The sequence below is a fragment of the Geobacter benzoatilyticus genome (assembly GCF_017338855.1).
Lineage (GTDB): Bacteria > Desulfobacterota > Desulfuromonadia > Geobacterales > Geobacteraceae > Geobacter > Geobacter benzoatilyticus.
Map to the genome: position 1 here is coordinate 347,529 of NZ_CP071382.1, position 25,093 is coordinate 372,621.

The 25,093-nt window shown below is 57.0% G+C and carries 24 protein-coding genes; 6 read left to right on the forward strand and 18 right to left on the reverse strand.

What is annotated here, in order from left to right:
* Window positions 1–47 precede the first annotated feature (47 nt).
* The 5 genes from JZM60_RS01535 to JZM60_RS01555 form a co-directional block, all read right to left on the reverse strand.
* Entirely contained in the window at window positions 48–1,031 is a 984-nt protein-coding gene (locus tag JZM60_RS01535; RefSeq protein WP_207163794.1) for a TAXI family TRAP transporter solute-binding subunit, read from the reverse strand.
* 157 nt (window positions 1,032–1,188) lie between these two features.
* A complete protein-coding gene (locus JZM60_RS01540; RefSeq protein ID WP_207163795.1) occupies window positions 1,189–1,521 on the reverse strand; it encodes a hypothetical protein in 333 nt (110 codons plus the stop codon).
* Between the two features lie 93 nt (window positions 1,522–1,614).
* Window positions 1,615–3,027 (reverse strand): AdeC/AdeK/OprM family multidrug efflux complex outer membrane factor, encoded by a 1,413-nt coding sequence (gene adeC, locus JZM60_RS01545; RefSeq protein WP_207163796.1) that lies wholly within the window; start codon window positions 3,025–3,027, stop codon window positions 1,615–1,617.
* Between the two features lies 1 nt (window position 3,028).
* Window positions 3,029–6,187: an efflux RND transporter permease subunit gene (locus JZM60_RS01550; RefSeq protein ID WP_207163797.1), complete on the reverse strand. Its 3,159-nt coding sequence runs from the start codon at window positions 6,185–6,187 to the stop codon at window positions 3,029–3,031.
* Between the two features lie 149 nt (window positions 6,188–6,336).
* Window positions 6,337–7,530 (reverse strand): efflux RND transporter periplasmic adaptor subunit, encoded by a 1,194-nt coding sequence (locus tag JZM60_RS01555; RefSeq protein WP_207163798.1) that lies wholly within the window; start codon window positions 7,528–7,530, stop codon window positions 6,337–6,339.
* Between the two features lie 57 nt (window positions 7,531–7,587).
* On the opposite strand from JZM60_RS01555, the gene JZM60_RS01560 reads away from it, so the two are divergent.
* Window positions 7,588–7,737, forward strand: a complete 150-nt coding sequence (locus tag JZM60_RS01560) for a hypothetical protein (protein ID WP_207163799.1) — start codon at window positions 7,588–7,590, stop codon at window positions 7,735–7,737.
* A gap of 32 nt (window positions 7,738–7,769) precedes the next feature.
* Here JZM60_RS01560 and JZM60_RS01565 read toward each other — a convergent pair whose 3' ends face one another.
* The 4 genes from JZM60_RS01565 to JZM60_RS01580 all read right to left on the reverse strand — a co-directional run bounded on the left by JZM60_RS01565 (window position 7,770) and on the right by JZM60_RS01580 (window position 10,636).
* Window positions 7,770–8,345, reverse strand: a complete 576-nt coding sequence (locus JZM60_RS01565) for a TetR/AcrR family transcriptional regulator (RefSeq protein WP_207163800.1) — start codon at window positions 8,343–8,345, stop codon at window positions 7,770–7,772.
* A gap of 79 nt (window positions 8,346–8,424) precedes the next feature.
* Window positions 8,425–9,246 carry an epoxyqueuosine reductase gene (locus JZM60_RS01570; RefSeq protein WP_207163801.1) on the reverse strand — a complete coding sequence of 274 codons (822 nt, stop codon included), beginning with the start codon at window positions 9,244–9,246 and terminating at the stop codon, window positions 8,425–8,427.
* Between the two features lie 75 nt (window positions 9,247–9,321).
* The gene (locus tag JZM60_RS01575; protein WP_207163802.1) at window positions 9,322–9,987 is read right to left on the reverse strand and encodes an outer membrane protein; all 666 of its coding nucleotides are present in this window, start codon (window positions 9,985–9,987) and stop codon (window positions 9,322–9,324) included.
* 142 nt (window positions 9,988–10,129) lie between these two features.
* Window positions 10,130–10,636 carry a hypothetical protein gene (locus JZM60_RS01580; RefSeq protein WP_207163803.1) on the reverse strand — a complete coding sequence of 169 codons (507 nt, stop codon included), beginning with the start codon at window positions 10,634–10,636 and terminating at the stop codon, window positions 10,130–10,132.
* Between the two features lie 192 nt (window positions 10,637–10,828).
* Between JZM60_RS01580 and JZM60_RS01585 the strand changes: the two genes are divergently transcribed.
* The gene (locus tag JZM60_RS01585; RefSeq protein WP_207163804.1) at window positions 10,829–12,007 is read left to right on the forward strand and encodes a methyl-accepting chemotaxis protein; all 1,179 of its coding nucleotides are present in this window, start codon (window positions 10,829–10,831) and stop codon (window positions 12,005–12,007) included.
* Between the two features lie 36 nt (window positions 12,008–12,043).
* Here the strand turns inward: JZM60_RS01585 and JZM60_RS01590 are convergent, their stop codons facing one another.
* The 3 genes from JZM60_RS01590 to ercA form a co-directional block, all read right to left on the reverse strand.
* Window positions 12,044–13,753, reverse strand: coding sequence for a cytochrome c3 family protein (locus tag JZM60_RS01590; protein WP_241426326.1), 1,710 nt, complete (start codon window positions 13,751–13,753; stop codon window positions 12,044–12,046).
* Between the two features lie 158 nt (window positions 13,754–13,911).
* Window positions 13,912–15,684 (reverse strand): sensor histidine kinase, encoded by a 1,773-nt coding sequence (locus JZM60_RS01595; protein ID WP_207163806.1) that lies wholly within the window; start codon window positions 15,682–15,684, stop codon window positions 13,912–13,914.
* Window positions 15,668–16,819, reverse strand: coding sequence for an alcohol dehydrogenase-like regulatory protein ErcA (gene ercA, locus JZM60_RS01600; protein WP_241426327.1), 1,152 nt, complete (start codon window positions 16,817–16,819; stop codon window positions 15,668–15,670). Before ercA ends, JZM60_RS01595 begins: the two co-directional genes overlap by 17 nt.
* A 433-nt stretch (window positions 16,820–17,252) precedes the next feature.
* On the opposite strand from ercA, the gene ycaC reads away from it, so the two are divergent.
* Window positions 17,253–17,876 carry an isochorismate family cysteine hydrolase YcaC gene (gene ycaC / locus JZM60_RS01605; protein ID WP_207163807.1) on the forward strand — a complete coding sequence of 208 codons (624 nt, stop codon included), beginning with the start codon at window positions 17,253–17,255 and terminating at the stop codon, window positions 17,874–17,876.
* Window positions 17,877–17,982: 106 nt separating this feature from the next.
* On the opposite strand, the gene JZM60_RS01610 is transcribed toward ycaC, so the two are convergent.
* The 5 genes from JZM60_RS01610 to JZM60_RS01630 all read right to left on the reverse strand — a co-directional run bounded on the left by JZM60_RS01610 (window position 17,983) and on the right by JZM60_RS01630 (window position 22,289).
* Window positions 17,983–19,638 (reverse strand): hypothetical protein, encoded by a 1,656-nt coding sequence (locus JZM60_RS01610; RefSeq protein ID WP_207163808.1) that lies wholly within the window; start codon window positions 19,636–19,638, stop codon window positions 17,983–17,985.
* A 391-nt stretch (window positions 19,639–20,029) separates the two neighbouring features.
* A complete protein-coding gene (locus tag JZM60_RS01615) occupies window positions 20,030–20,344 on the reverse strand; it encodes a PDZ domain-containing protein (protein WP_207163809.1) in 315 nt (104 codons plus the stop codon).
* A 91-nt stretch (window positions 20,345–20,435) separates the two neighbouring features.
* A complete protein-coding gene (locus JZM60_RS01620) occupies window positions 20,436–21,101 on the reverse strand; it encodes an REP-associated tyrosine transposase (RefSeq protein WP_207163810.1) in 666 nt (221 codons plus the stop codon).
* A gap of 173 nt (window positions 21,102–21,274) precedes the next feature.
* The gene (locus JZM60_RS01625; protein WP_207163811.1) at window positions 21,275–21,856 is read right to left on the reverse strand and encodes a DUF4124 domain-containing protein; all 582 of its coding nucleotides are present in this window, start codon (window positions 21,854–21,856) and stop codon (window positions 21,275–21,277) included.
* A 40-nt stretch (window positions 21,857–21,896) separates the two neighbouring features.
* The gene (locus JZM60_RS01630; RefSeq protein ID WP_241426328.1) at window positions 21,897–22,289 is read right to left on the reverse strand and encodes a hypothetical protein; all 393 of its coding nucleotides are present in this window, start codon (window positions 22,287–22,289) and stop codon (window positions 21,897–21,899) included.
* A gap of 307 nt (window positions 22,290–22,596) precedes the next feature.
* Between JZM60_RS01630 and JZM60_RS01635 the strand changes: the two genes are divergently transcribed.
* Together JZM60_RS01635 and JZM60_RS01640 are read left to right on the forward strand one after the other, a co-directional pair.
* On the forward strand, window positions 22,597–22,800 hold the full coding sequence (locus JZM60_RS01635; protein ID WP_207163812.1) for an FmdB family zinc ribbon protein: 204 nt from the start codon (window positions 22,597–22,599) through the stop codon (window positions 22,798–22,800).
* Window positions 22,801–22,926: 126 nt separating this feature from the next.
* Entirely contained in the window at window positions 22,927–23,547 is a 621-nt protein-coding gene (locus JZM60_RS01640; protein WP_207163813.1) for a LysE family translocator, read from the forward strand.
* 36 nt (window positions 23,548–23,583) lie between these two features.
* On the opposite strand, the gene JZM60_RS01645 is transcribed toward JZM60_RS01640, so the two are convergent.
* Window positions 23,584–23,877 (reverse strand): hypothetical protein, encoded by a 294-nt coding sequence (locus JZM60_RS01645; protein ID WP_207163814.1) that lies wholly within the window; start codon window positions 23,875–23,877, stop codon window positions 23,584–23,586.
* Window positions 23,878–24,141: 264 nt separating this feature from the next.
* On the opposite strand from JZM60_RS01645, the gene zupT reads away from it, so the two are divergent.
* Window positions 24,142–25,035, forward strand: coding sequence for a zinc transporter ZupT (gene zupT, locus JZM60_RS01650; protein ID WP_207163815.1), 894 nt, complete (start codon window positions 24,142–24,144; stop codon window positions 25,033–25,035).
* Window positions 25,036–25,093: the final 58 nt, after the last annotated feature.

A 25,093-nucleotide genomic window follows, 5' to 3' on the forward strand; every position in this document is an offset into this window, starting at 1 on the left:
TTTCCTCCGGGAATTACGGTTTGGCGCGGCACAACCGGAGCAGGCCGTCAAGGCACAAGGCCCGCTTGGCGGAAATAGCGGGCGGCTCCCGGATGGGTGGGGATGACCGTTGCCTCGGCAGCCTCACGGGGAGTAAGGCTTTGCAGGGCCGGATGCTGGCGCCGGAAAAGATCAAAGTTGGTCATGATCTCCCGTACGAGGCGGAAAACTGTTTCCTCCGCCATGTCGACACGGGTGAACAAAACCGAGCGAACACCTATGGACGGCACTACTCCCCGGCGCTCCAGCCCCGAATAGAAGTCGGTAGGAACCACTGCCGGCAGCAGCAGGGGGTTTGCCGCCGTAACCAGTTCTATAAGGGGCTTGTCGATGGGAACGAGCAGCACTTTGCGTGGACCGGCGCTTGCCTCCAGCACCGAGAGGTTCGGATGGCACACCGTGTAGATGTAGGCGTCGATCTCACTTTTTTGGAGCAGTTCCGAGGCGAGGGCGGCGGGATGCTCCGAAAGGGAAACGTCCGCGGGGTTCAAACCGGATAATAAGAGAAGATTTGTCGCATAAGCATTGTCGATGGAACCGGCGGCTCCGATGTTGACCCGCTTCCCCCCGAGATCGCTGACCCTGCTGATTCCGGCGTCTGCCGCCGCGACAATCGTCACGGCCTCCACGGGAAGATTCAGGACGGCACGCAGGTTGCCCAGGGCTTTTCCCTCCCATGGGCCGCGCCCCGCAGCCGCCTGCTGCAACAGTTCCGTCTGGGCTATCCCGAAGGCGGCTTGCCCCCCGAACACGCTCTCCACATTGGCCACGGACCCCTGGGACGGCACACTCAAAAGCCGCATGCCGTAATCGGTGCTCCGGCGGTTGAATATCTTTGCTACGGCGCTGGATGCAACATAGTTTGAACCGGTTATGTCCCCGGAACTGATGGAAAGGGACTTATGGGGAAAGGCTGAAAGGACGGCGGGAACCGAGAGTAGAGTGACTGCCGCCAGAAACGCCGTACGCATCGACCGCAGGAAACAGATCATCGGCAAGTTCCTCCTCGGGAATTAGTCCAGAAAAGTTTAGCACACTCCTCCGGGCTGTCCCGGCAATCCCTCAGGTATTTAAACGGCGGAGAGAGACTCTGCATCGGCAGAGCCCCTCTCTCCATGACGATTCCCCATGAGCACCGCCGGCAGAAAGTCAAAAATGATAAAGATCCAGCTTGCCGACAATCCTCTGGAGTCTTTCCTTTGCAAGCTGAAACTCTTCCGAGGCCTGGCTGTACTTATTCCAGACATCCTCCATCTCGGCCTGAAGGTTCATTTCAGGGTGCGTTTCTTTCATTTTAAGGGTGCGCTGCAAACGATAATACAAGCATTCATGGAACAGCCAGTGGGTTAATGCGGCCTGGGCAATGTCGCAGGCATGGAGGAACTCGACCATATGCTCAGGCTCATCGAATTTATATGCCAGATTGCTGATGTACGCACGTGCTACCGCCGAATCTTTAAACCGGAGTTCACTTGGTTCCATGGACTGGTTCCCCCCTATTTATTTATACCTGAAAATGTGACGGACGACACTCCGCTTTGCTCTGCGGGCATTCCGCAACTGCCGGTTCCCGGCTTATTTGCTTCCCCCCCCCAGCACCTTGTAGATGGTCGCCTGGTTGAGGAGGCGGACAAGACGGACGCCGATCAGGTTCTGCTGGGCGCCGTAAAGGGCTCGCTGCGCATCGAGAACCTGGAGGTAGTTGTCAACGCCCCTTTCATAGCGCAACTGGGAAAGGTTATGGGTCTCGGCGGTGGCATCGGTGAACGCCTGCTGGGCAGACAGCTGGTCGTCGATGGTCCCCCGCTGGGCCAGGGCATCGGCCACCTCCCGGAAGGCGGTCTGGATCGTCTTTTCGTACTGGGCTACGGCAATGTCGCGATCGGTCTGTGCAACGTCCAGGTTGGCCTGGTTCTCTCCTGCGGTAAAGATCGGCAGAGTGATGCGCGGCGCGAAGCTCCAGGTGAATGAATCCCCCGTGAAGAGCCCCGACAGCTCGTTACTGCCGAAGCCGACACTGGAAATCAGGGTAATGCGGGGGAAGAAGTTGGCCCTGGCGGCCCCGATGTTGGCATTGGCCCCCTTGAGCAGATTCTCCGCCTGCAGGATGTCGGGGCGCTGGAGAAGCACGTCGGACGGAAGCCCCGTGGTGAAGTCCTTCATGGCGGTAAGCGTCTCTGTGAGGGCCGAAGGCCGGAGACCGGCAGGCACCGGCGCACCCACGACCAGGTTCAGGGCATTTTCATCCTGGGCCACGAGGGTGGTGTAGCGGGCGATGTCCACCCGTGCCGATTCCACGCTGGTGCGGGCCTGGTGCAGATCTAGGGCTGAGGAGACCCCGGCATCGAAGCGGTTCTTGGTGAGATTATAGGAGGACTGCTGGCTCTCCAGGGTCTCCCGGGCAAGCTTGAGCCGTTCGCGATCGGCGGCCAGGGTCAGGTAGTTGGCGGCAACCTCGGCAACCAGGCTGATTTGCACGCTGCGGCGGGCCTGCTCCGTTGCCAGGTACTGCTCCAGGGCCTGGTCCTTGAGGCTCCGCACCCGGCCGAAGAGGTCCAGCTCGTAGGAGCTGACCCCGAGGCCGACGCTGTACTGGTCAACGGTATCCCCCCGGCCGGTGGTGGAGAGATCATCGGAAATCCTCTGGACGCTGCCGTCGGCAGTGGCATCAACCTTCGGGAAGAGGTCCGAGCGCCGGATCCGGTACTGGGCACGGGAGCGTTCGATGTTGAGGGCAGCCACCCGCAAATCCCGATTGTTCTCCAGGGCAAGGGCGATCAGCTTCCGCAGATTTTCATCCACGAAGAAATCTTGCCACGGGATATCGGCAAGGGGCTTGTTATCCGTGGCCGCCGTCTGTTTGTACGCCTCGCCTTCCGGCCATGCGGCAGGAACCGGCGCGGCGGGGCGTGTGTATTTGGGGGCCATGGTGCAGCCGGCCAAAGCTGCAAAAGCGATAAATAAAATTGAAACACTGGAGATTCTCATCTCAATTCACCTCCGAAGTCGGTGCAGCGTCCGACTGCGCGGTCTGCTTTTTCCTGGCGAACAGTTTCGACACCATCACGAAGAAGAACGGAATGAAGATCAGGTCGATGAAGGTGGCCGACAACAGACCTCCGGTGACGGCAGTGCCGATGGCGTTCTGGGCGGCCGCTCCGGCCCCTTTGGTGAGGGCCAGCGGCAGGGTTCCGAAGAAGAAAGCCAGCGAGGTCATAATGACCGGACGAAGCCGGATCTTCACCGCTGCCAGAGTGGCATCCACCAGTTCGTGCCCCTGATGCATCTGATCCTTGATGAACTGGATAATCAGGATGGCGTTCTTGGTGGAAAGTCCCACGGTTGTGAGGAGACCTATCTGGAGATAGACGTCGTTGGGAAGCATGCGCAGCTTCACTGCCGTCACTGCCCCCACCAGACCGAGAGGGAGCATCAACAGGTTGACGAAGGGAATGGTCCAGCTCTCGTAGAGGGCGGCCACCGAGAGGAATACCACCAGGAGTGAAATGGCGTAGAGGGCCGGTGCCTGCTTTCCGGCCTGTTTTTCCTCATAGGAAAGTCCGGTCCATTCGTAGCCGATCCCGGGTGGCAGCTGGGCCGCCATCTTCTCCATCTCGGCCATAGCCTCGCCGGTACTTACGCCCGGCGCCGCCTGTCCCATGATCTCCGCGGACGGGATGCCGTTGTAACGTTCCAGGCGGGGCGAGCCGTACTGCCAGTGAGCGGTGGCGAACGCCGAGAAGGGCACCATCTCGCCGTTCCTGTTGCTGACGTACCAGGTGTTGATATCCTCCGGCAGCATCCTGGACTTTGGTTCAGACTGGAGATAGACCTTCTTCACCCGGCCGTTCTGGATGAAGTCATTGACGTACAGACTTCCCCATGCGGTGGAGAGAACGTCGTTGATACTCGCTTGGGATATCCCGAGGGCGCCGGCCCGCACGTCGTCGATATCCAGCTTGAATTGCGGAGAGTCATCCTGTCCGTTGGGGCGCACCGCCATCAGCTTGGGATTTTTCATGGCCATTCCCAGCATCTGGTTGCGCGCCTCCATCAACTTTTCATGCCCCAGTCCGCCACGGTCCTGAAGTTGGAAGTCGAAGCCGTTGGCCTGCCCCAACTCCACCACCGCCGGAGGGGAAAAGGCGAACGCCATGCCGTCTTTGATATGAGAGAAGGCCCCCATGGCCCGCTTCGCCACGGCATCCGCCTTCAGATCCGGGGTCTGCCGCAGCTTCCAGTCCTTGAGCCGGACAAAGGCCAGTCCCATGTTCTGGCCACGGCCGGCAAAACTGAAGCCGGCGACGGTGATGATCGTCTCCACCGCCTTCTTCTCGTTTTCGAGGAAATGATGCTCCAGTTGTTCGATCACCTTGATGGTCCGCTCTTGGGTGGCGCCGGCAGGGAGCTGGATCTGGCAGACGATGAACCCCTGGTCCTCGTCGGGGAGGAATGCTGTCGGAAGATGCAGGAAGAAGAAGGCCATGGCGGCGACGATGGCGCCATAGACCACCAGGTAGCGCACCGGCTTGCCGAACGAGCGGCCGACGATCCCCTCATATTTGCCGCGGCAGAACTCGAATCCTCTGTTGAAATAGCGGAAGAACCTGGCAAACCAGCCCGATTCCCCGGCATGGTGCCCTTTTTCGACCGGCTTGAGCAGGGTGGAACAGAGGGCCGGCGTCAGTATCTGGGCCGTAAGCACGGAAAGGATCATGGCGGAGATGATGGTGATGGAGAACTGGCGGTAGATGACGCCGGTGGAGCCGCCAAAGAAGGCCATGGGGAGGAAGACCGCCGAAAGGACGGTGGCGATACCCCAGAGGGCGCTGGTGATCTGTCCCATTGACTTTATGGTGGCATCACGGGGGGAGAGCCCCTCCTCGGTCATGATCCGTTCCACGTTCTCGACAACGACAATGGCGTCGTCAACCAGTAGACCGATGACGATTACCAGGGCGAACATGGTCAGGGTGTTGATGGAAAACCCGGCCGCAGAGAGCGTCCCCATAGTCCCCAGGAGAACAACCGGCACGGCGATGGTGGGGATCAGGGTCGCCCGGATGTTCTGCAGGAAGAGGAACATAATGACGAAGACGAGGAAAACTGCCTCAATGAGAGTCTGGACCACCTCTTCTATGGATATCTTGACGAAGGGAGTGGTGTCATAGGGATAGACCACCTTCATACCGGCGGGGAAGTATCTGGACAGCTCCGCCATCTTGGCCTTGACCCGATCGGCCGTGTCAAGGGCATTGGCGCCGGATGCCAGACGGATGGCCATCCCTCCCATCGGTTTTCCCTTGTAGCGCCCCTCGATGTCATAGTTCTCGGTGCCGATTTTGCATTCGGCCACATCCCCTAATTTAACTGTCGAACCGTCGGGGTTGGTGCGCAGGATGATGGCATCAAACTGATCCGTTGTCTGGAGGAGGGTACGAGCGGTAATGGTGGCGTTCAGCTGCTGTCCCGGCGGCGCCGGGTTACCGCCGAACTGGCCGGCGGAGACCTGGGCGTTCTGCGCCTGTACCGCTGCGATGACGTCGTTGGTGGTAAGATGGAAGTTGTTCAGCTTGGCGGGGTTCACCCAGATCCTCATGGCGTTCTGGGAGCCGAAGACCGTTAACTCGCCCACCCCCTCCAACCGGCTGACGATGTCCTGGATGTTGGACACCAGATAGTCGGTCAGTGCCGGACGGTCCATGGAACCGTCTTCCGACACGACGCCGACGATTATCAGGAAGTTCCTGGTGGACTTGACCACCTGAATTCCCTGTTTCTGGACGATCTGTGGCAGAAGAGGGGTTGCCAGCTGCAGCTTGTTCTGCACCTGCACCTGGGCGATGTTCGGGTCGGTGCCGGCCTTGAAGTTCAAGTTGATGGCAACGGCCCCGGCCGAATCGCTGCTGGATGACATGTAGATCAGGTTGTCGATGCCGTTCAGCTTCTGCTCGATCACCTGGGTGACCGTATCCTGCACGGTCTGGGCAGAAGCCCCGGGATACATGGCATTGATGGTGATCTGGGGCGGTGCTATCGGCGGATACTGGGAGACCGGCAGGGTCTTGATCGCCAGAAGGCCGGCCAGCATGACCATGATGGCGATTACCCAGGCAAAAATGGGTCTGTTTATGAAAAAGCGGGACATGAAAGAACTCCTTGGAGTCTATTTAAAGAGTAAAAAATCATTTGCCACAGAGGCACAGAGAAAAGTATTAAACAAGTTTCCTGATTAATCCAAAAACAGAATTTTTAAGTACTTCTCCGAGCCTCTGTGTCTCAGTGGCAGATTCCATATTATTTTTTATTTCCACCGGCAGCCACGGCAGGCGCCGCTTCAGACTTCGCCTCGAACGCCACCGCCTTGACCTGCGTACCCGGCTTGGCCCTCTGGATTCCTTCGACGATGACGCGGTCGCCGGCCTTGAGCCCGTCGTTCACCAGCCAGTTATTCCCAACCGTCCGGACAACTTTGATAACCCGCTGTTCGACCTTGTCGCCCGCACCCACCACCAGGGCGGTGGCTTCCCCATTCGGATTCCGGCTTACACCCCGCTGGGGCACCAGGATCGCCTGCTCGCTAACCCCCTCCTTCACGATGGCGCGCACGAACATGCCGGGAAGAAGAGTCTGTTGCGGGTTAGGGAATACCGCCCGCAGGGTAATCGATCCGGTACTCTGGTCAACGGTAACCTCCGAGAACTTCAGGGTCCCCGGCAATACATACGGGGTTCCGTCTTCCAGCAGCAGGTTGACCTTTGCCTGGGCCGCAGCGCCGTTTTTCAGCAGCCCGCTGGCCAGGTTGCGCTTCAGGTTCAGCAGTTCGGAACTGGACTGGGTCACATCCACATACATGGAGCTGATCTGCTGAATCGTCGCCAGGGCCTGGGCCTGGTTTGCGGTAGCCAAGGCGCCGTCGGTGACGGTCGAGCGGCCGATCCGGCCGGAAATGGGAGCCGTCACCCTGGTGTAGGCGAGATTTATGCGGGCCGTCTCCACCGCCGCCTTGGCGCTGGCCACATCGGCCTCTGCCTGTTTGAGGGCGGCATGGGCATCGTCATAATCCTGCTGGCTCACGGCCTTGACTTTAACAAGATCGCGGAAACGCTCCTCCCTGAGCCGTGCCGGGATGAGATTGGCTTCCGCCCTCACCAGGGCCGCCTTGGCGCTGGCATATGCCGCCTGGTAAGTTGAGGGATCGATCTGGTACAGCACCTGCCCCGCCTTCACATCGGTCCCCTCGGTAAAGAGGCGCTTCTGGATAATCCCGCCAACCTGGGGCCTCACCTCGGCAATGAGATAGGACGACGTCCGGCCCGGCAACTCCGTAGTCAATGCCACGCGCTGGGGTTGGATCGTAACCACCGCCACTTCGGGAGGACCCTGCGGAGGCGCGCCGGCGTCTTTTTTCTTTCCGCAACCGGCCACCACCATGCCGGCAAGCAGTAATCCAGTTACAGTAATCAGTCGTGCTCTGTTGGTGAATTGCATAAGTACCCCTGTACTGTGAATAAATTGCCGGTTCGACTCACCGGTTACTTGCCTTTCATGCCTAACGCGATAATCGCGATAATTGCCCATACCACCATCATCAATACAATAAACAACGTCATCGGATTCATCCCTTCGCAGGCAGGCACACCATTTTCGGGGGTTGTCAGCCACAAGAAAAAGAAGGAACATTCACTCCAGCGATAAAAACGAAGCCCGGAACATTTTTTCCGCCAATGCTACCGCTTCACTCCGTCCCAGCAGGCTTCGGTAATGCGCTCGATCATGATGTCATCAAGGCTTATGAAACCGAGGATGTGATCCCTCATCGAAGTGATAAGGGGGCCGAAGGAGAGGCAAAACAGTATGAGTATAGGAAGATCTTTCATGACCTGTTGCGCCAACCCATCCTCGAAGAGCCTCATAAACACGTCCTTCTCGTCGGATTCACCGAGTATCTTGTCCCTGCGGTAAGCCGCCCCGTATGGTGAATTGTGAAACTGTTCCAAATAGCGGAAATGGAGGGGAAACTCGATAAAGAAGCGGAACAGCTTCGTATTCAGGTGCACGAAACGCTCACGGATTGGCCTTTCCGTCGAATATCCAGACAGGATATACTTTCTTATTTTATCTTCCAGTTCCCGATACAGCTCATTGATGAGCACATCCTTGTTTTCGAAATAACGGTAGATGGTCCCGGCGCCCACCCCTGCACGGACGGCAATCATTGCCATGGGAGCGCCGTGAAAGCCGTACTCGGCAATCAGCTTGATGGCTGCTCTCAGGATTTCATCACGCTTGTCTGGCTTCAGCATATCGTTACACCTTCTTAATACGGAATGAACGTTCATTCCATTTTAATCACCACGACACGCCGCGTCCAGTTAAAATTTTTTATACCATTGATTTTTTCCCGCGGGGCACGGTTGCTTCGCACGGGACACGGGTCTGGCAGAGGCCGCAACCGGTATGGGGGACGCCATAGCGCTCCGCTACCCGGCGGGGAGCCGTCCCGTAGACAAATTCACGGCAGAGCGCCTTGTCGTGCCCCGCAAAGGTGATGGCCCCCACGGGACAGCGGCCGATGCAGAGGCCGCAGGTCCCCTCCCGGTACCGGAGACAGTTGTGGCGATGACTTGCAAACGTACGGGGGGTGGGAGAAAACATCAGGTCGGTGATGACGCTCCCGACCCGATGCGCGACACCCCGCTCCGTAATCAGGCCGTCGGAGAGGCTGAAGGTGCCGAGCCCGGCGGCATAGGCCGCATGGCGCTCGGACCAGGTGGAGGCAATGCCGGCAGGGGTTTCGGGCAACTCCAGCCAGAGGGGGGAATACTGGGGCGCCACGGCCCGGCGGCCGAGCCCTTCGAGATACGCCGTCAGGTGCCTCCGGAGCAGGCCGTTCAGGGTCTCGCCGTGGCTGCGGGTGAGCGCCCATTTGCGGGAAGGCAGGTCGCTTTCCAGCCGATTGCTCATCCGCGTGGCCTCCGCAACCGGCAACACCCATACGATGACCGTTGCCGCCCCTTCCAGGAGCTCGCCCGGCGTCAGATGAAAATCGCCGATGATCCGCTTGTATTGGCAAAAAAGCGGGTCATCGGCCGCGGCGAACCCCACGAGGGGCTCATCGAAGTAGGGGCCGTCATCGTCGTGGAAACGGTTCGCGGGGCTCTCCGCCACAAAACGTCTGATTTCTTCCTGAATGCGCTGCTCCATATGCCTCCCCTTCACGCTCCAGACAAATAAAGCCCGCTCGCAGCGGGCTTTCTCCCTTCCTTGCCGCAAACAGGCCTAGAACTTGAACCTGACCCCCATCAGAGCGTTATGGCTCTCCATCTTGAACTTTGTCGAGAGGTCCGAGTCATCGTCAATGGTCCCTTTTGCCGTACCGAAGTAGCGATACCCCAGGTCGAGGGAGAGAAACGGGTTGAGGGCAATCTCCACCCCGGCGCCCGCCTGGTAGGCGAATACGGTATCCTCACCCTCTTCGTAGAGCAGGCCATCGGCACTTGTGACATCACTGGCACTCAGGACGGCAAAGCCAACGCCGCCCCCCCAGTAGGGCGTAATAGGGGAATTGTTGTGCAGATCAAAGAAGGCGTTGGCCATGAACGCCAGCGTTCCGAAATCACCATCCACACCGCGGTAAGACGCCCCGGTCGGGGCATCGGTGACAGAGGAAATTTCCGCATGCCGATAGGAAATCTCCCCCTCCAGGCGGAGGAATCCGTAATCATACCCCACGGCACCCCCCACCGCGATGCCGGGATCGAACTCGACATCGTCATCATAGCTCTCATCAAAAGCATAATCATAGGTGGAAACATCGGCATCCCGGGGAAAGTTCACCCCCAGAAAACCGGCAAGGTATCCCCCGGGCCGGGGCGGGGTCGCCGAGCTTATGGCCGGAATTCCCCAAATGGAGATGGCAGCAAGGGCAATAAGAATTCTTTTCATGGTGTTCCTCCTTGGATAAAAAATGCCCGAACGTTGTCAAGTATAACGCAAAGTGATGGCGTAAGGTTTACCTGCCCGGTTACTTTGCCGTGAAAATTCACTCCGCCATCTTGCTGCTCATATTCCCGGCGGCCGGGGCAGCTCAAATTTTCCGGCTGTCGTAGGCCCAGTGCAGAAGCGCCTGGCGCTGCTTCCTGCGGCAGGAAAGGAGCCCCTCCGGGCAGTGTTTCCGCAACTGCGCCACATGCCGCGCCATCGCCTTCCACCGCTTGATCTGACGCTCATCATCGGAGCAGCGCCGCCCCATGTAGTAGCGGCAGTACCACTGGAACCATCCCCGCGGGTCATCGGTGTGAATCCATCCCTTTTCTCTCCAGTAGGAAAGCGGTTTCGAGGCATTGACCCCGAAAAAATTCAACTCGGGCCGATGGCGCTCGTGGCAAAGCCTGGCATTGGCAAACCAGTCTTCGGGGAACTCCCCGGTGCAGTCGGTCATGTATTTTCTGCCGAACACACCCAGTTCGAGCATCTCCCGCGGCGTCAGATCTGGTCTGAAGTCGGGATGAAAGTTCTTGCCCATCGGTTCCGTCAGGTAATAGACATAGTTCGTCTGCATCATATCATTGACGCATATGCGTATTTTCGCCATTGAATCCACCTCGGGAAAACCATTATTATAATCGGCAGCGGACGAGTAAGGGGCAAAATTCCGGAAGATGCTATTAAAGCGCTGTTTTTTCTATATTTTTACCAAAAAGTATATTTTTCGCTAAAGTAATCAGCAACTTTGCCGATAGATATAAAAAACCTCAAGTATCACCGGTGAACAGCGGAGACAAACATGAGTTTCCTACTCAACTTATACCTTCACCTGAAAATTCGCACTCGGATCATTCTCCTCTGCGTGTGCTACAGCGCCTGCATTGTCCTTGCAGTAGTAGCGGGGCGGTCGTTGTCGACCGCCCAGGCCGTAACGTCCACGGCCATTTTCGTGCTGCTCGGAATTATCTTCAGCGCACTGCTCTTCAAGACGGTCAACGATGCCCTCGACCGGATTCTAGGTTACCTGGCGCACTTGACCAGCGGCGACCTGACGCAAACAATCGCGCCCAAGCGCAACAACGAGATAAGCAGCATAATCCGCTCCATCGGCACACTTCAGACGACCATCCGTGAAATCGTCTCCCAGATCTCCCACACATCGGAAGAGGTTGCCATGGCGTCGCGGCAACTTCAGGCCAACGCCGACCAGATCGCCGCAGGCACGGACAATGTTGCGACCCAGACCAACACGGTTGCCGTGGCCAGTGAAGAGATGGCCGCCACTTCGGCCGAAATAGCCAACAACTGCATGACCGCCGCGGAGAACTCTTCCAGAGCCAGCGACGCCGCACAGACAGGCGCGGAAGTTGTCCGCCAGGCCACCGAGTGCATGGGGCGCATCACGACCAGGGTGAAGGATGCGGCAAAAACCGTTGAGGGATTGGGCGCCCGGTCCGACCAGATCGGGCAGATCATCGGGACAATTCAGGATATCGCCGACCAGACCAACCTTCTGGCGCTGAATGCCGCCATCGAAGCCGCCAGGGCGGGAGAACAGGGGCGCGGCTTCGCCGTCGTGGCGGACGAAGTGCGGGCCCTCGCAGAGCGCACAACCCGCGCCACCCGCGAGATTGCCGAAATGATCAAGACCATCCAGCATGAAACCCTGGGGGCAGTCGCAGCAATGGATGAAGGTGTGGCCGAAGTGGAGAAGGGAACTGAATATTCCGACAAATCCGGCAATTCCCTGGAGCAGATACTCCAACAGATTAACGACGTAACCATGCAGCTCAACCAGATAGCCACCGCCGCCGAACAGCAGACCGCCACTACCGGCGAAATATCCTCCAACATCCAGCAGGTTACCGTGGTTGTCCAGCAGACCGCACAGGGCGCTGCGGAAACAGCCCAGGCGGCCGGCACGCTTTCAAGCCAGTCGGATGAACTTCAGCGACTGGTCAGACAGTTCAAGCTGTAAGGATGCCGCAGCAGCCCCATTCACCCCACCGCCCCGTCAATGCACCACCTTCTCCTGGCGCGCCCTGGCGGCATCCTCACTGGTCAGGTTGTAGAGCTTCCGGTCCCTGAGCGCCGGCAGGGAGAAATCGCCCCCGATCCGCCAGCGGTCCTTCAGATAGACCCAGGGGGCAAGGCTTGACAGCCGGTAGCCATCTAGAACTTCAATCTGTTCCGACTTCATCTCCCTGATGGAGAGACCTTTTTTCCCCGCAAACACCGTGTGACTGCCGCTGAACGGCAACGCTCCGGCGTCGGTGAAGTCCCATTCCACATGCTGGCGCTGCTCGCCGCCGGGCAACTCGTGACAGGAGGCGCAGGGGCGGCTTTTCCCGTATTTGTGGGAAACCTTGTCCATCTGGATCCATAACAGCGCCCGATTGTTCCCGGGCAACCCGCCGAACAACCCCACATACCCGTAAGCATCGTCGGTGCGCTGGAAGTCGGGCAAATTCTTGGGCCAGCGCCAGTGCAGGCCCGGTTTCAACGCCGACTTCTTCTGATTCAGGACCGCCATCGGAAACGGCTTCACCGGTATCCAGCGCCCTTTCTGATCGCGTATCAGAATGGGCTCCTTCATGATTCCATAATATTCCTTGTACTTGAAATACGGGGTGTCCGAACCGGCCAGCTTCCCCGGCCCCCAGAAGGTTCCCTGGTAGCCGGAAATGTTCCGGATGTGGCATGCCTCGCAGGAAAGCGACTTGTGCAGCGATAGTTTATGGCCGGCGACCTGCCGCTCGTGGCATTTGTCGCAACGCCCCTGCCGCTTGACCATTCCATGGCCCAGTCCGCTCCTGGACCCGCTGTTCTCGTGACAATCGAGGCAGCCGACCTTCTTCACCTGATGGATGTCCGGCTCCATCCCTTCGGGGTTGGCATAGCTGCCGCCGAAATAGCCCGCCCCCCGGCGCCGCTCCTCCGGGCCGGCATGGCAGATCTGGCCGCGGCCGCCCCCGTAGCAGCTTTCCGGCTTCGGCACCCGGTTAAAGGTATGCATCCCCATCTTCGGGTTGGCCGGGTCCTTCGGCTGCGGATCGTAGTGGCAATCGAGGCACCCCACGTGGCAGGTATTGCAACTGCGCTGGTTCAGCGCGTTTTGCTCCCGCGAGAAGGGGACGGACGTGTTCGCCGCAATCCGTTCGTAATTGCCGTCGAACCATGCGCCGCAGTTATGGGGGCCGCGCTGCGGGTCGATCCAGCTTTTGTAACTGCTTTGTTTGGCATTGCGGCCCATATTGCTATGGGTGAACTCGGAGAACTCCCTGGCATGACAGGCGCCGCAGGTCTTCTCCATTATGGCGAAATCCTGGGAAAGATTATCTTTACGCTTATCCTGGTAGAGGACCAGGGTGACATTCGGGTCGATGACCACCTCACCGTCCCTGATGACTTGATGCTGGATGCGGGTCATGGGATTGCCGGTCAGTTCCAGGGGAGCCCCGCGCTGCGCGGATTCGGCCAGCAGCCCCTTCTTGCGCACCAGTTGCAGCCGCCCCATGCCCCGGTGTGCCGCCTCGCGGTCCTGCTTTGCCGGATCACCCAAGTGGCAGTCGGCACAGCCGGCAGCCATACCCGCTTGCCGGGACACCTCCTCCGCGGTCACGGTCAGGTGGGGGAAACCGAGACGGAGCATTTCCGCTCCGTCCCCGTGGCAGCCGGTGCATGTGTCGGCAGCCAGAGCCGCGCCGGTCAGCATGAAAGGCATGATGAAAAAAAGGGAAACAACGTACTGCGGAACGGATCGACAGCAAGCAGGGATTATAGTCATACCGGGCTCCTTGTTCGAAGGATGCTACCCAGTATAACGCATTCGATGTGATTTTGCCGGAATCGACACGAAGACGGACCGGTTCACGGGATCGATCAGCCAAGGGTAAACTTGAAGGTTGCCCCATTGCCCGATTCCGCTTCGGCCCGGATCTCGCCGCCGTGGCGGTGAATGATTCGCTGAACCGTAGCCAGGCCAATGCCCGTTCCTTCAAATTCCTGATCGGAGTGGAGCCGCTGGAAGGCACCGAAAAGCTTTCCCGCATAACTCATGTCGAAGCCCGCCCCATTGTCCCGTACGCAGAAATATCTCTTGCCGTCCTTTACCTCGGCAAAAAATCCGATGACCGCCGGCGTGACCCCACGGGTGTACTTCCAGGCGTTCCCCAGGAGGTTCTGGAGCGCTACCCTTGCCAGAACCGGATCGGCCATGACAGAGAGGCCATCGTCGATTTCCACCTCCACCAACCGGTCCGGGGATTGCTCCCGCAATTCGGCCACAACCTCCCTGGCCAGGGAGGACAGGTCAACCTGCTGCAGCGCCAGTTCCGTCCGGCTGATGCGAGAGAGTTGCAGCAGGGAATCGATCAGCAACCCCATCTTGTCTCCGGCCTGTTCAATCCTGAGCAGGTAACCGACGGCATCGGCATCCAGCTTCTCCCCGTAATCCTCCAGGAGTATCCTGCTGAAACCGGCCATGTGCCGCAATGGAGCCCTCAGGTCGTGGGAGACCGAGTAGCTGAAAGATTCGAGCTCCCTGTTCACAAGCTCCAGCGACTCGGATCGTTCCTGCAGGTCCCTGTTGAGCCGCTCGACTTTGTCCTGCATCTGCTGCCGATGCGCCACTTCCTCGGCAAGGGCTTTGTTGGCCGCCTCCAACTGGGCGGTGCGCTCGTGGACCCGTTGTTCCAGCGTTTCGTTGAGTTGCAGGATCTCCGCCTCTGCCAGCTTGCTCTCCGTTATGTCACGGACCATGAAGTAGAGGCACTCTTCCCCCTGAATGGTGATCGGGGTCAGATACATGACGGCAGAGCGTTTTTCCCCCGACTTGGTGCCGAGGACAAACTCGTAATTCACCAGCCGCCCCTGCTCCCGGGTAATTGCCACTGCCCGAGCCCTGGCCTCGGGGGACCACAGGCCGATGTCGAGTGAAGAACGGCCGACCAGCTCCTCCTTTTTCCATCCGGTCCACTGCTCGAAACCTTTATTCACCTCGATGAAGACACCGTCCTCCATCCGGGTGATGCCGACCATATCCGGCATCAGGTGAAAGATGCTGGCATACTTCTGCTCCGATAGCCGCAGCCGCTCTTCGGCCTGCTTGCGCTGGCTGATGTCCGTGGCTATGCCGAGATAGCCGGTGGTTTCACCTTTTTCGAGGATCGGCGTCACAACCACTTCGATGGAAATATGGCGGCCGTCTTTATGGAGGCAGGTCCACTCCAGCTTTTCAGAGCCCTCACGGTCGGCGCGTTCCACAAGCCCCCTGAAACCGTCGGGAGAGACACCGTAGGCAGCATTCAACTCCTCACCATGGCGGGCCAGTTCGGCATCGAGATGAAAACTGAGGGGGGTCAGCCTGCCGATTACTTCTTCGGCGCGGTACCCGAACAGCCTTTCAGCCCCCCTGTTGAAGAGGGTGATGGTGCCATCGGGCGTTGTGGCGATTATCGCCGCTTCGGTGGCCGCATCCATTACTGTCTGGAGAAAGGCATTGACATCCGCAAGGGACTTCTTGGTTTCCTCCAGTTCGTGCAGCCGAGCCTTGAGCTCCGGATAGTAGCTTTTACGGGACGACTGTTCTCCCATCCCGATAATCCGGTTGCGGAGTTCCTCCCAGTTTTCAGGATTATCAGAGCGCCGCCGCATAAATCCTCTCGATGTCCTGCCGGGTGGGGCGGCGTGGATTGGTCACCATGCACGCATCCTCCATGGCCTTGGCCGACAGATGCGGCAGATGGGCTCTCGTTACCCCCTGATCACCAAGGGTCGCAGCAATGCCGAGGCTCTTCCTGAATTCGGCAATGCCTTTTACCAGGGCGGCACATGCCGACTCGTCGTCCATGCCGGCAGTCGCAACGCCGAACGCTTGGGCGATGGCGCGATAGCGCCCGGCGGCAGCAGGGAAATTGTAACGGATAACGTGTTCCAGCAAGAGGGCATTGCATTCGCCATGGGGAGAATCGAGCAATCCCCCCAGGCTGTGGGCCATGGCGTGAACGGCGCCGAGGCTGGCGTTGGAGAAGGACATGCCGGCCTGGGTGCTGGCATACATCATGGCCTCCCGCGCCGGCAGCGAAGCCGGCTCCCTGAACGCTGCCGCAAGGTTCTGCCGGATGGCCCGGATGGCCTCAAGGGCATGGAGGTCCGTGAAGCTCGAACTGGCATTGGAAACGTAGGATTCGATGGCGTGGACCAGGGCATCCATCCCCGTGCAGGCCGTGAGATCCGGAGCCATGGTCATGGTCAGCAACGGGTCGATGAGGGAAACATCCGGCACGAGCGATTTGCTCACAATGGCGGTTTTGCGCTGCCCGGCCGTATCGGTGATAATGGCGAACTGGGATACGTCGGCCGCAGAGCCGGCCGTGGTCGGAATGCAGATGAGGGGAGGCATGGGAAACGGCACCTGATCCACCCCCGCGTAGTCGAGAATGGTGCCGTCGTTCGAGCTGACGATGCCGATTCCCTTCGCGCAATCCATGGGGCTGCCGCCGCCGACGGCCACAATACCGTCGCAGCCCGCCTCCCGGTACAGGGCGACGCCGGCCATCACCTCATGATCTTTGGGATTGGAAGTGATCCGGGTAAAGAGAACCGCAGCAATGCCGGAAACCGCCAGGCTGTCTACAACCTTAGCAGTCCACCCGGCCGCCTCCACGCCGGGGTCGCTGACCACCATCACGGTTTGCAGATCGAAGCGATTGGCGTATTGGCCGGCCAGACCGAGGGAACCATTGCCGTAGACGATCTCCGGAATCACGAACTTGCGAATATTCTGCACCGATATCCTCTCCCCCCATGGAGTGATGTGCCGCACAGGAAGAGATTATATCAGCTTTTGGGGAATCGGCGCATTTCTGTCAAACATGGTCAGGGGCAGATCTCGAAAATCCGGAAATCAGGGACAACTGCGAAAAACCGCTTTATCTTTCTCTTTCATTAGCAATAAATAAATCTGTCCCGGTTTTCCCCACCGGTTTTCCCCATAAATAAATCTGTCCCGGTTTTTCGGGTTTTTCCGGTTTTTCCTGTTCAGTCCGCAGCGGTGCATTAATTATTTAGTTTGGTCCGGCCCCGAACGCCTCCTAACGCCGCCCCCCCCTAGGAACAAACTTCCGATACTCCCCGTTTCTTTGACATCATTTTCTCTTGCGCTACACTCACATAGCAAGGTGTCGGCAATTCGGGGGGGGGATTTCGACAGGAGGTAAATCATGAGCGAATCGTCGAAGTACATTCGACTCTCCAGGGACAAAGCAGCATGTATTCTTGTAGACCATCAGGCAGGTCTGATCTCGCTGGTGCAGGATTTTTCTCCCGGAGAATTTAAGAACAATGTCCTGGCTCTGGCGGACGCTGCGAAATATTTTAACCTGCCTACTGTTCTCACCACGAGCTTTGAGGAAGGGCCGAACGGGCCACTGGTGCCGGAACTCAAGGAGACATTCCCCGATGCCGCCTGCATCAGGCGCCCGGGCCAGATCAATGCGTGGGACAACGAAGATTTCCGGAATGCCGTGGAAAAGACGGAACGCAAGCAGCTGATTATTGCAGGTGTCGTGACAGAGGTATGTGTTGCGTTCCCTGCGCTTTCCGCCGTAGAGGCCGGCTACGAAGTATTCGTAGTCACTGACGCGTCGGGGACTTTCAATGAAGTTACGCGTCATGCGGCCTGGGCTCGAATGGCAGCTGCCGGCGTGCAGTTGATGAGCTGGTTTGGGGTTGCCTGCGAACTGCACCGTGACTGGCGGAATGACATTGAGGGGTTGGGTGCTCTGTTCTCTAATCACATCCCGAACTACCGTAACCTGATGACCAGCTTTTTCGCCCGGAAATAAGAGTGGTGGTGGATAGACCTCAAAAAGTAGCATGTCCCCTTTTCAGTCCCTCAAATGTGTAGGTCTGACCCCTTAAGCCGTTGCGGTTTTTCCGCCCGTCCCGGGTCTAAAAAGCAACGAAACGATTATAGCTTCCCAGATAAATCAATGCATTCTTTGCTTCCGGTGATAAACCGGACATGTGCTGTCGGACCAGGTCCCATCGCTGGTAATTGTTCTCCAATATCTGCCTAACGGTGGCAAGAGGATACCAACGTTGCGGATTCAAAGAGTTCGCCTCAAGGGCGGTATCGGCATCCTGCTGATCCTGCCACCTCAAGTTACTAATCAAATTGAGATCATACATAAGTAACGCCAAGGATTTGTAAGGTTCTCCCAGTTTGTCGAACTGAGGAATGACCGTCGGTTTGCTCACGAGCTGATCGATGAGACCCGCAACCGGTGTGTAAGCAAAACCGGGCTCCATGTGAATATATGCCCAAGCCGCCAGTTCGTATGGCATCAAGGTCGGCACGTTAACGGGCATGGATAGGGCCTGTTGCTCGGGAGCTAGCAACTCAAATATCGAAGTCCCTCGCCCTAAAATTTCTAACAGTTGCTCAGGAGTCATTCCGGCCATGCCCCCACCCATGGCCGCCATGCGCATGGTGATCTCAAGCATGAGCCCGGAATACTCGGAGCTTGTGTAAAGCGTATAACTTTCAAGCGCAATCTTAACCATCATCAAATCTTGCCTTGCTACCGCATTTAATTCCTGGATCTGTACTCCTTGGAGGTCATTTTCCAATGAGCTTGACTTAAGGCTGTTGGTAGTGTTCAGCAACACCAAATCAAATAAAGAATAAAACCTGGAAAACTTAGGTGGCGAAAAACCGGCATACTTGAGGCTGTCAACCAGTTCCCGTATTACCCTGTAGTTGCTCAGACTCAAAATGCCGGTGACGTACCCTAGCCGCATGACTGCCCTTGAAACAGTAGTGACATCTGGATTGCTTTCCAGTGCGGTCTCAATTGCTGCACCAGCTGCCGCAAAAGCAGTTGAGACTGTTTCCAGGTTCATTTTCGCATCAATGCCAGCGTCGATCAACGACTGCAAGAGTACGGCATACGCCTCGCCCCTCAGATACGCCTCGACGTTCTGATCGAATGGAGTCGAATCATCAACTGATTTTCTATAGCGTCCAGCAGCAACTACCAAACCTTCTCTCAGTGAAACCATAAATGCGGCGTGCTGGTCAGTGGTTAAACCATCCGTTGCAAGGATAGCGGACATTGCATCGACTCCAGCCACAATGGCAGGGCCAATGGCCTCAGCATCTGTCGTGCTGACCACAGGAGTTCGCAGAAGTGCCTGGGCAATAAGCATATACACTGGCGTCAGCCTGCCGGATAGTGCCGCAGCCTTCAGCAGTGCACGTGCCTGAAGATCGGTCACTTCGCTGACGCCTACATCGACAGCACCACCAGGTTGCGGGCTCGGCACGATAGCCTGCCGCAAAACATTCTCGCCGTCCATGATCTGGATATGCAAAAACGGTGTTGTTGCCGAAGACGGAACTGTCGGAAAACCAAAGGCTATCTTGCCAAGAGCATCGGTCCTGGCAACTGTCTCGGACACAGTCTGCAACTGCCCCTGGGAGCTGAGGGATGAAAGCCGAACCGTAAGGTCCTTGCTTAACGGCAGATGCCCTGACCATGCGTAACTGACTGCGGAAAAACAAAATAGAAATGCGACAACAATCAATGTAACGACTCTGCGCATTACACGGCCCCCATTCTCTCTATTTTCCACTTCCGGTCAGGCTACCGGAACTATTGTCGTTGCCGGATCTCCCACTTCCTCCACAACCGTAACTGGCTGTCAGGAAGATAGTCATCAAAATAAGAAACAAAATATTGCGGACATGTCTCGTCATTATGAACTCTAATGGCCTGCAAGGCATTCCCAGCTTTGAGCCAGTCCGAAGCCGATAAGCAGAACTAAATAGCCAAGGGAAAAACCGAAGTAAAAGTTCTTTGATTGTCATCTTATTTCTCCCATGATTTAACATGCATAAGCGTAACCGGCGCGGCGCTCGGTTTCCGCCGCGCCCGCGTCCACTCGAGAATTGGAACATTCCATTACACTCAATAAAATTCGTCTCCATTTTCCATCATTTCACGACAGGCAGCAGCATTTCCTTCTTGAGCACAACCATCTTCCTGCCGCTATGGCCTGAATAGACAAGCTCGACCCGGTCAATTATGTCATCCAAAGAGAGAGCCATGAGATCGATCATGGATAATTGTTTCACGTCCAAAGAGTTGACTGCAAAAACCTCATCACCCACCTTGATCCCGCTCTTATCTGCGGGAGAACCCTTCATCACCCCCTTCACTACCACACTGCCTTTATCTCTCTTTAAGGCCAAGCCCCAGCTATACACATTCGTCTCGTATTTGTCGTTTTCATATCGCTTCAGAAACATTTCCCCGGCATAAGGAAAAGGGGACAGCATAAGGAAAAGGGGACAGGCTACTTTTCCCCAATTCCTTTTCGCATAAGGAAAAGGGGACAGGCTACTTTTCCCCAATTCCTTTTCGGGGGCGCCCCTGTTTGCGCATTGTCGATTCTAGTCCACGCTCTCTACATACCATTACTTGCCACGCTTCTTCTCCGTATGGCGTTTGGCGATCTATGCTGTTCTGAAGTTTGTCCAATTCCGACTCGGTCAAAGGCGTATTCACGTACTCTGTCCACGGGCTCGGCAACTCTATCGGCAGTCCGCCCAACAAACTACACTCGATGGATCGGAAAGCGTGTGAACTCCACTTCCAGTCCGTTGCGCTAGCAACAATGTTGGCCTTAACCGGATTCCCTTCTATGTAGCGAATTACCGTCAGAAGATGACCATCTTCCTGAACGATAAAGCTCTTGTATCTCCCCTGCCAAACATGACCGCTGGTTCCATAATGTCGGTGATACCGGCGGACATGGCTTGTCATCAGCCATTGCATCCACCTACTAAGCTCGGCTCCTGAGTTTGGCTTGACCAATAGATGGAAGTGATTCGGCATCAAGCAGTACGCCAATAGTGTTACTGGAATTCGTTCGCCTGCCTCGCCGAGCAACTTCACAAACGCCTGATAGTCTTGATCCTTGTGGAACACCTGCTGGCGCCCGTTACCACGGTTGATAAGGTGGTAAATTTCTCCGCCAGCATGTCCTCGTGCAATTCTTGGCATCTCACTACCTCAAAAAGTTGCCTGTCCCCTTTTCAGGCTTCTGTCCCCTTTTCAGGCTTCCTGTCCCCTTTTCAGGCTTCCAGGGGTAACGGGGGCTGCGGGTTTCACCGCAGTACCCCGTGATTGGACATAAATCTATTGAAGCATCAATGCCTTAGTGTTTAAAAAATGCGCTAGTAACTGTATATGAACCATTGGTTATTATCATCTTTAACAAAGTCGACTTGGTAAGAATACCTATTTTTGTTTTCTCTTGTCACAAGCTCATATTGTGCACCTCTGCCTGTCAACCTTACAAGATTGAGCTCACGGTAGGTGCTAACAATTTCGGGTAGCTTTCCTGACAAGGCGGCAAACATTTGCTGGTATCTCGTCCGTTCACTTGGGTGGATCATATCTAGCGCTGTTTTTATGTCATGTCTAGCCAAGGCATTACGGTGTGATTCCCACAAGAGCCTTAAATTGCCATCAACTGCGGAGGATGATTGTTTTGGAATAAAATCAACTTGCTTATTATCATTAAATTGCCCCTTAGTTACTTCTTTCGGTTCCGGTATATTGTGATTTTTCGACATTTCAACATCATGACGCACAGAAGCGCGACTTCGCTTTGGAAGAGATTGAGGGTTGTCACTAAAATGAATAGTTCCTTCACGATCAACCCACTGGTATGTTTCAGCCCGGCTTTCCGCCACCCATGGCAAGATTGTCACTAATTGCATAACGAGTACAATCTTCGGAATGTATAATTCCATTTATCATCCTCTCTATGTCAACACGGAATACGTAGATTTTTCATGCTTTTGTCAGTCTAACGGCGTGGGTGCGCACTGTCCACTTATCCTTATGTATATACATATATATGCTTTTCCAATTCTGTTCCCGCAATTGCGCCATATCTGACGTACCAGAGACGCTTTTCCGGATTCCATTTCCCCCGGCGGCTTTCACCTTCTTGCGCTGTTCCGTTTCATATCCTTCAATGCGCAGCGCCAGAACCGTGTCTGCTGAAAACTTTTCCGGCGGCGGTTCCCATGGGGTTCGCTCCAGCACCAGTTCTATTGTTTTCAGGCGTTGCCGTGTTTCCGCGTCGTATCGGTAGCGAACGCAGACTAGATCGTCACCGTATTTGTCTGTCAGGCGTTTTGTGCCGCGCTGGCCGGGCTTGAGGATGAGACGGGTTTTCATGGCTGGCTCGATGCGATGAAGAAGAATGGATATGGCCGAAACTATACGCAAATTTTAATAATCTGCAATTAAAATTCCTAAGTAAAAAATGATCGATGGAACTGCTTTCCGCTTATCTCACGGAGAGTTGGCAGGCATGGCGACGGCCAATAATCGGGCCGTTTTTCCGGTGGACAGATTCATGCACCCTTTTGTACGCCCTCGGTCAGCCGCAGTTGCACCGCCCCCAACCGGAAAAACCGGCTTGTACTCGAAGGCGAATATATGGCATATTTTATATAATTGAATCAAGCAAGGAGATGATGCGATGCCGATCTATGAATACCAGTGCATGAGTTGCGGGGAGGACTTTTCCCGCCTCCAGAAGATGGGGGCCGGAGAGGCTGAAACGACTTGCGGACACTGCGGGTCGTCCGAGGTGCGAAGGAAGATTTCGGCATGCGCCATCAGCGGCAGCAACGACGGCGGCGCGTATGCTGCCGGGCCGGCCTGTTCCATCGGAGGGGGCTGAGGACCGCACCGCTGAGAAGTGAGTTCTTGCGCCGGCGGGACCAGTCCGTCATAATGGCCGGCAACAGGGGGCAGCAGCCGCTGCCGCCCGCCATGAGGCCTCACTTCATCTGCGGAAAGGACTCCCATGCCCCTCTCCACCCTCCTCGCCTTCCTCGGCGCATCCATTGCCCTGACCTTGGCCCCCGGCCCCGACAACATTTTCGTCATAACCCAGGGAATCGCCCGGGGGCGCAAGCCGGCCATCGTGACGGCCCTCGGCATGTGCAGCGGCGTGAGCGTGCACACGACTGCGGCGGCCTTCGGCATCTCGGCGGTGTTCTATTCGTCGGCAATTGCTTTTACGGTTGTGAAGTCCGCCGGGGCGGCGTACCTCCTCTACCTGGCCTTCAAGACCCTTAAGGAGCGCTCGGCCATCAGGCTTGCCGCGGTGGATGAGCTTCCCGCTGCAGCCCTTTTCCGGCGCGGTTTCGTGATGAATGTGCTGAACCCGAAGGTGGCCATGTTCTTCCTGGCGTTCCTCCCCCAGTTCGTGACTCCTTCAGCGGGCCGCATCCCGCTCCAGATGCTGCTTCTGGGGCTCATCTTCATGGTGCAGGCAGTGGTGATCTTTTGCCTGATCGGCTACTTCGCCGGGAGCATCGGCAGCTTCATTCTGGCGCGTCCGCGGGTGGCGCGGTATTTCGATTGGTTGACTGCGGGGGTTTTTGCTTCGCTGGGCGTGAGACTGGCCCTGGCGGAGCGGTAAACGTACCGCCGCGCCAGGGCCGTTGATGGGAAAGGGTTACTGCTTCTCGATCAGGTTTTTCAGGATGAGGTTCGCTTCTTTGAGCTTGGTTTCAAGGGATTTCAACTCATCCACTGAGTAGACGGCTGTCCCCTTGGCGATTTCCTTGTTGAGCCGCGCAATCTTCTGCTGGAGGCTGTCGGTCTCCCGGGCGCAGTTCTTCAGCATCATTTCGCATTCCTTGACGCACTTTTCATCCATCTGCTTGTGGGTATCACCATGCTGGAGGGCCAGCGCGGGCATGGCGGAAAAGAGGGTAAGGGTCAGTGCGGTTGCCATGAGCTTTTTCATCGTTTTCTCCTTGTCATGGGATTAGCGGGGCAATCCCGTTGTTCTTGCCCTTCTCCATTTCACAGGGCGTACCAAAACGCAACATACTGAAAACAGGAGGTTTCCAAAAACAGACCACTGGAAATATCCATGAAACTGAACAGTATTCCCCAACATGCTGAAGAATATTCTCTGCAATGGAACTCCATGGGGATTGCAACATCTTGACGGGATGCTATAAAACTTTCACCTGACCGGTTCACGCCCATCAATCAAGGTTAATTCATGTCCAACATCTGGTATGCACTGGGATTGACCCTTTTGGCCGGCCTGGCGACGGGGGTCGGCAGCGCCATCGCCTTCTTCGCCAAGCGGACCGACTACCGCTTCCTGTCGGTTGCGACGGGCTTTTCGGCGGGGGTGATGCTCTATGTGTCATTCGTGGAGATTATGCCGAAGGGGCTTGCTGCCCTGACCATACCCTATGGGGAAAGGCTGGGGCACTGGATAAACACCGGCTCGTTTTTCGGCGGCATGGCCCTGATCGGCCTAATCGACACCCTGGTGCCGGCGGCGAAGAACCCCCACGAGACCCATTCGGAGGAGGAGACGGCGCCCCTCCACGATGCGGCAGCCGCCTGGCCGGTATTCGACACGGCTGACCCGCTGGCCGGAGAGGCCCGCGCCGGCAGCCATGACCACCGGGTCGACCGGAGCAGGCTGGCAAGAATGGGGCTGTTCACGGCGCTGGCCATAGCCATCCACAATTTCCCCGAAGGGCTCGCCACGTTCCTGGCGGCCTTGGAGAACCCAAGCCTCGGCGCCGCCATCGCCCTTGCCATTGCCCTCCACAACATCCCCGAGGGGATCAGCGTTTCCGTCCCCATCTACTACGCCACCGGCGACCGGCGCAAGGCTTTCGCCTACTCGCTCCTCAGCGGCATGGCCGAGCCGGTGGGGGCCGGAGCGGCGTTCCTGGCGCTCACCCTGCTGACGGGCGGCGCGATCCCCCCCCAGGTCATGGGGCTCACGTTCGGAGGGGTAGCCGGAATCATGGTCTACATCAGCCTCGATGAACTGCTCCCCACCAGCAAGGCCTACGGCAAAGGGCACGACAGCCTGCTCGGGCTCGTGTCGGGGATGATCGTCATGGCCCTGAGCCTGCTGCTGATGAAGTGACCCCCTTCCCTTTAATAATTTTTCATGATACAACTCGTCAGCCGGCCATAACCGGTCG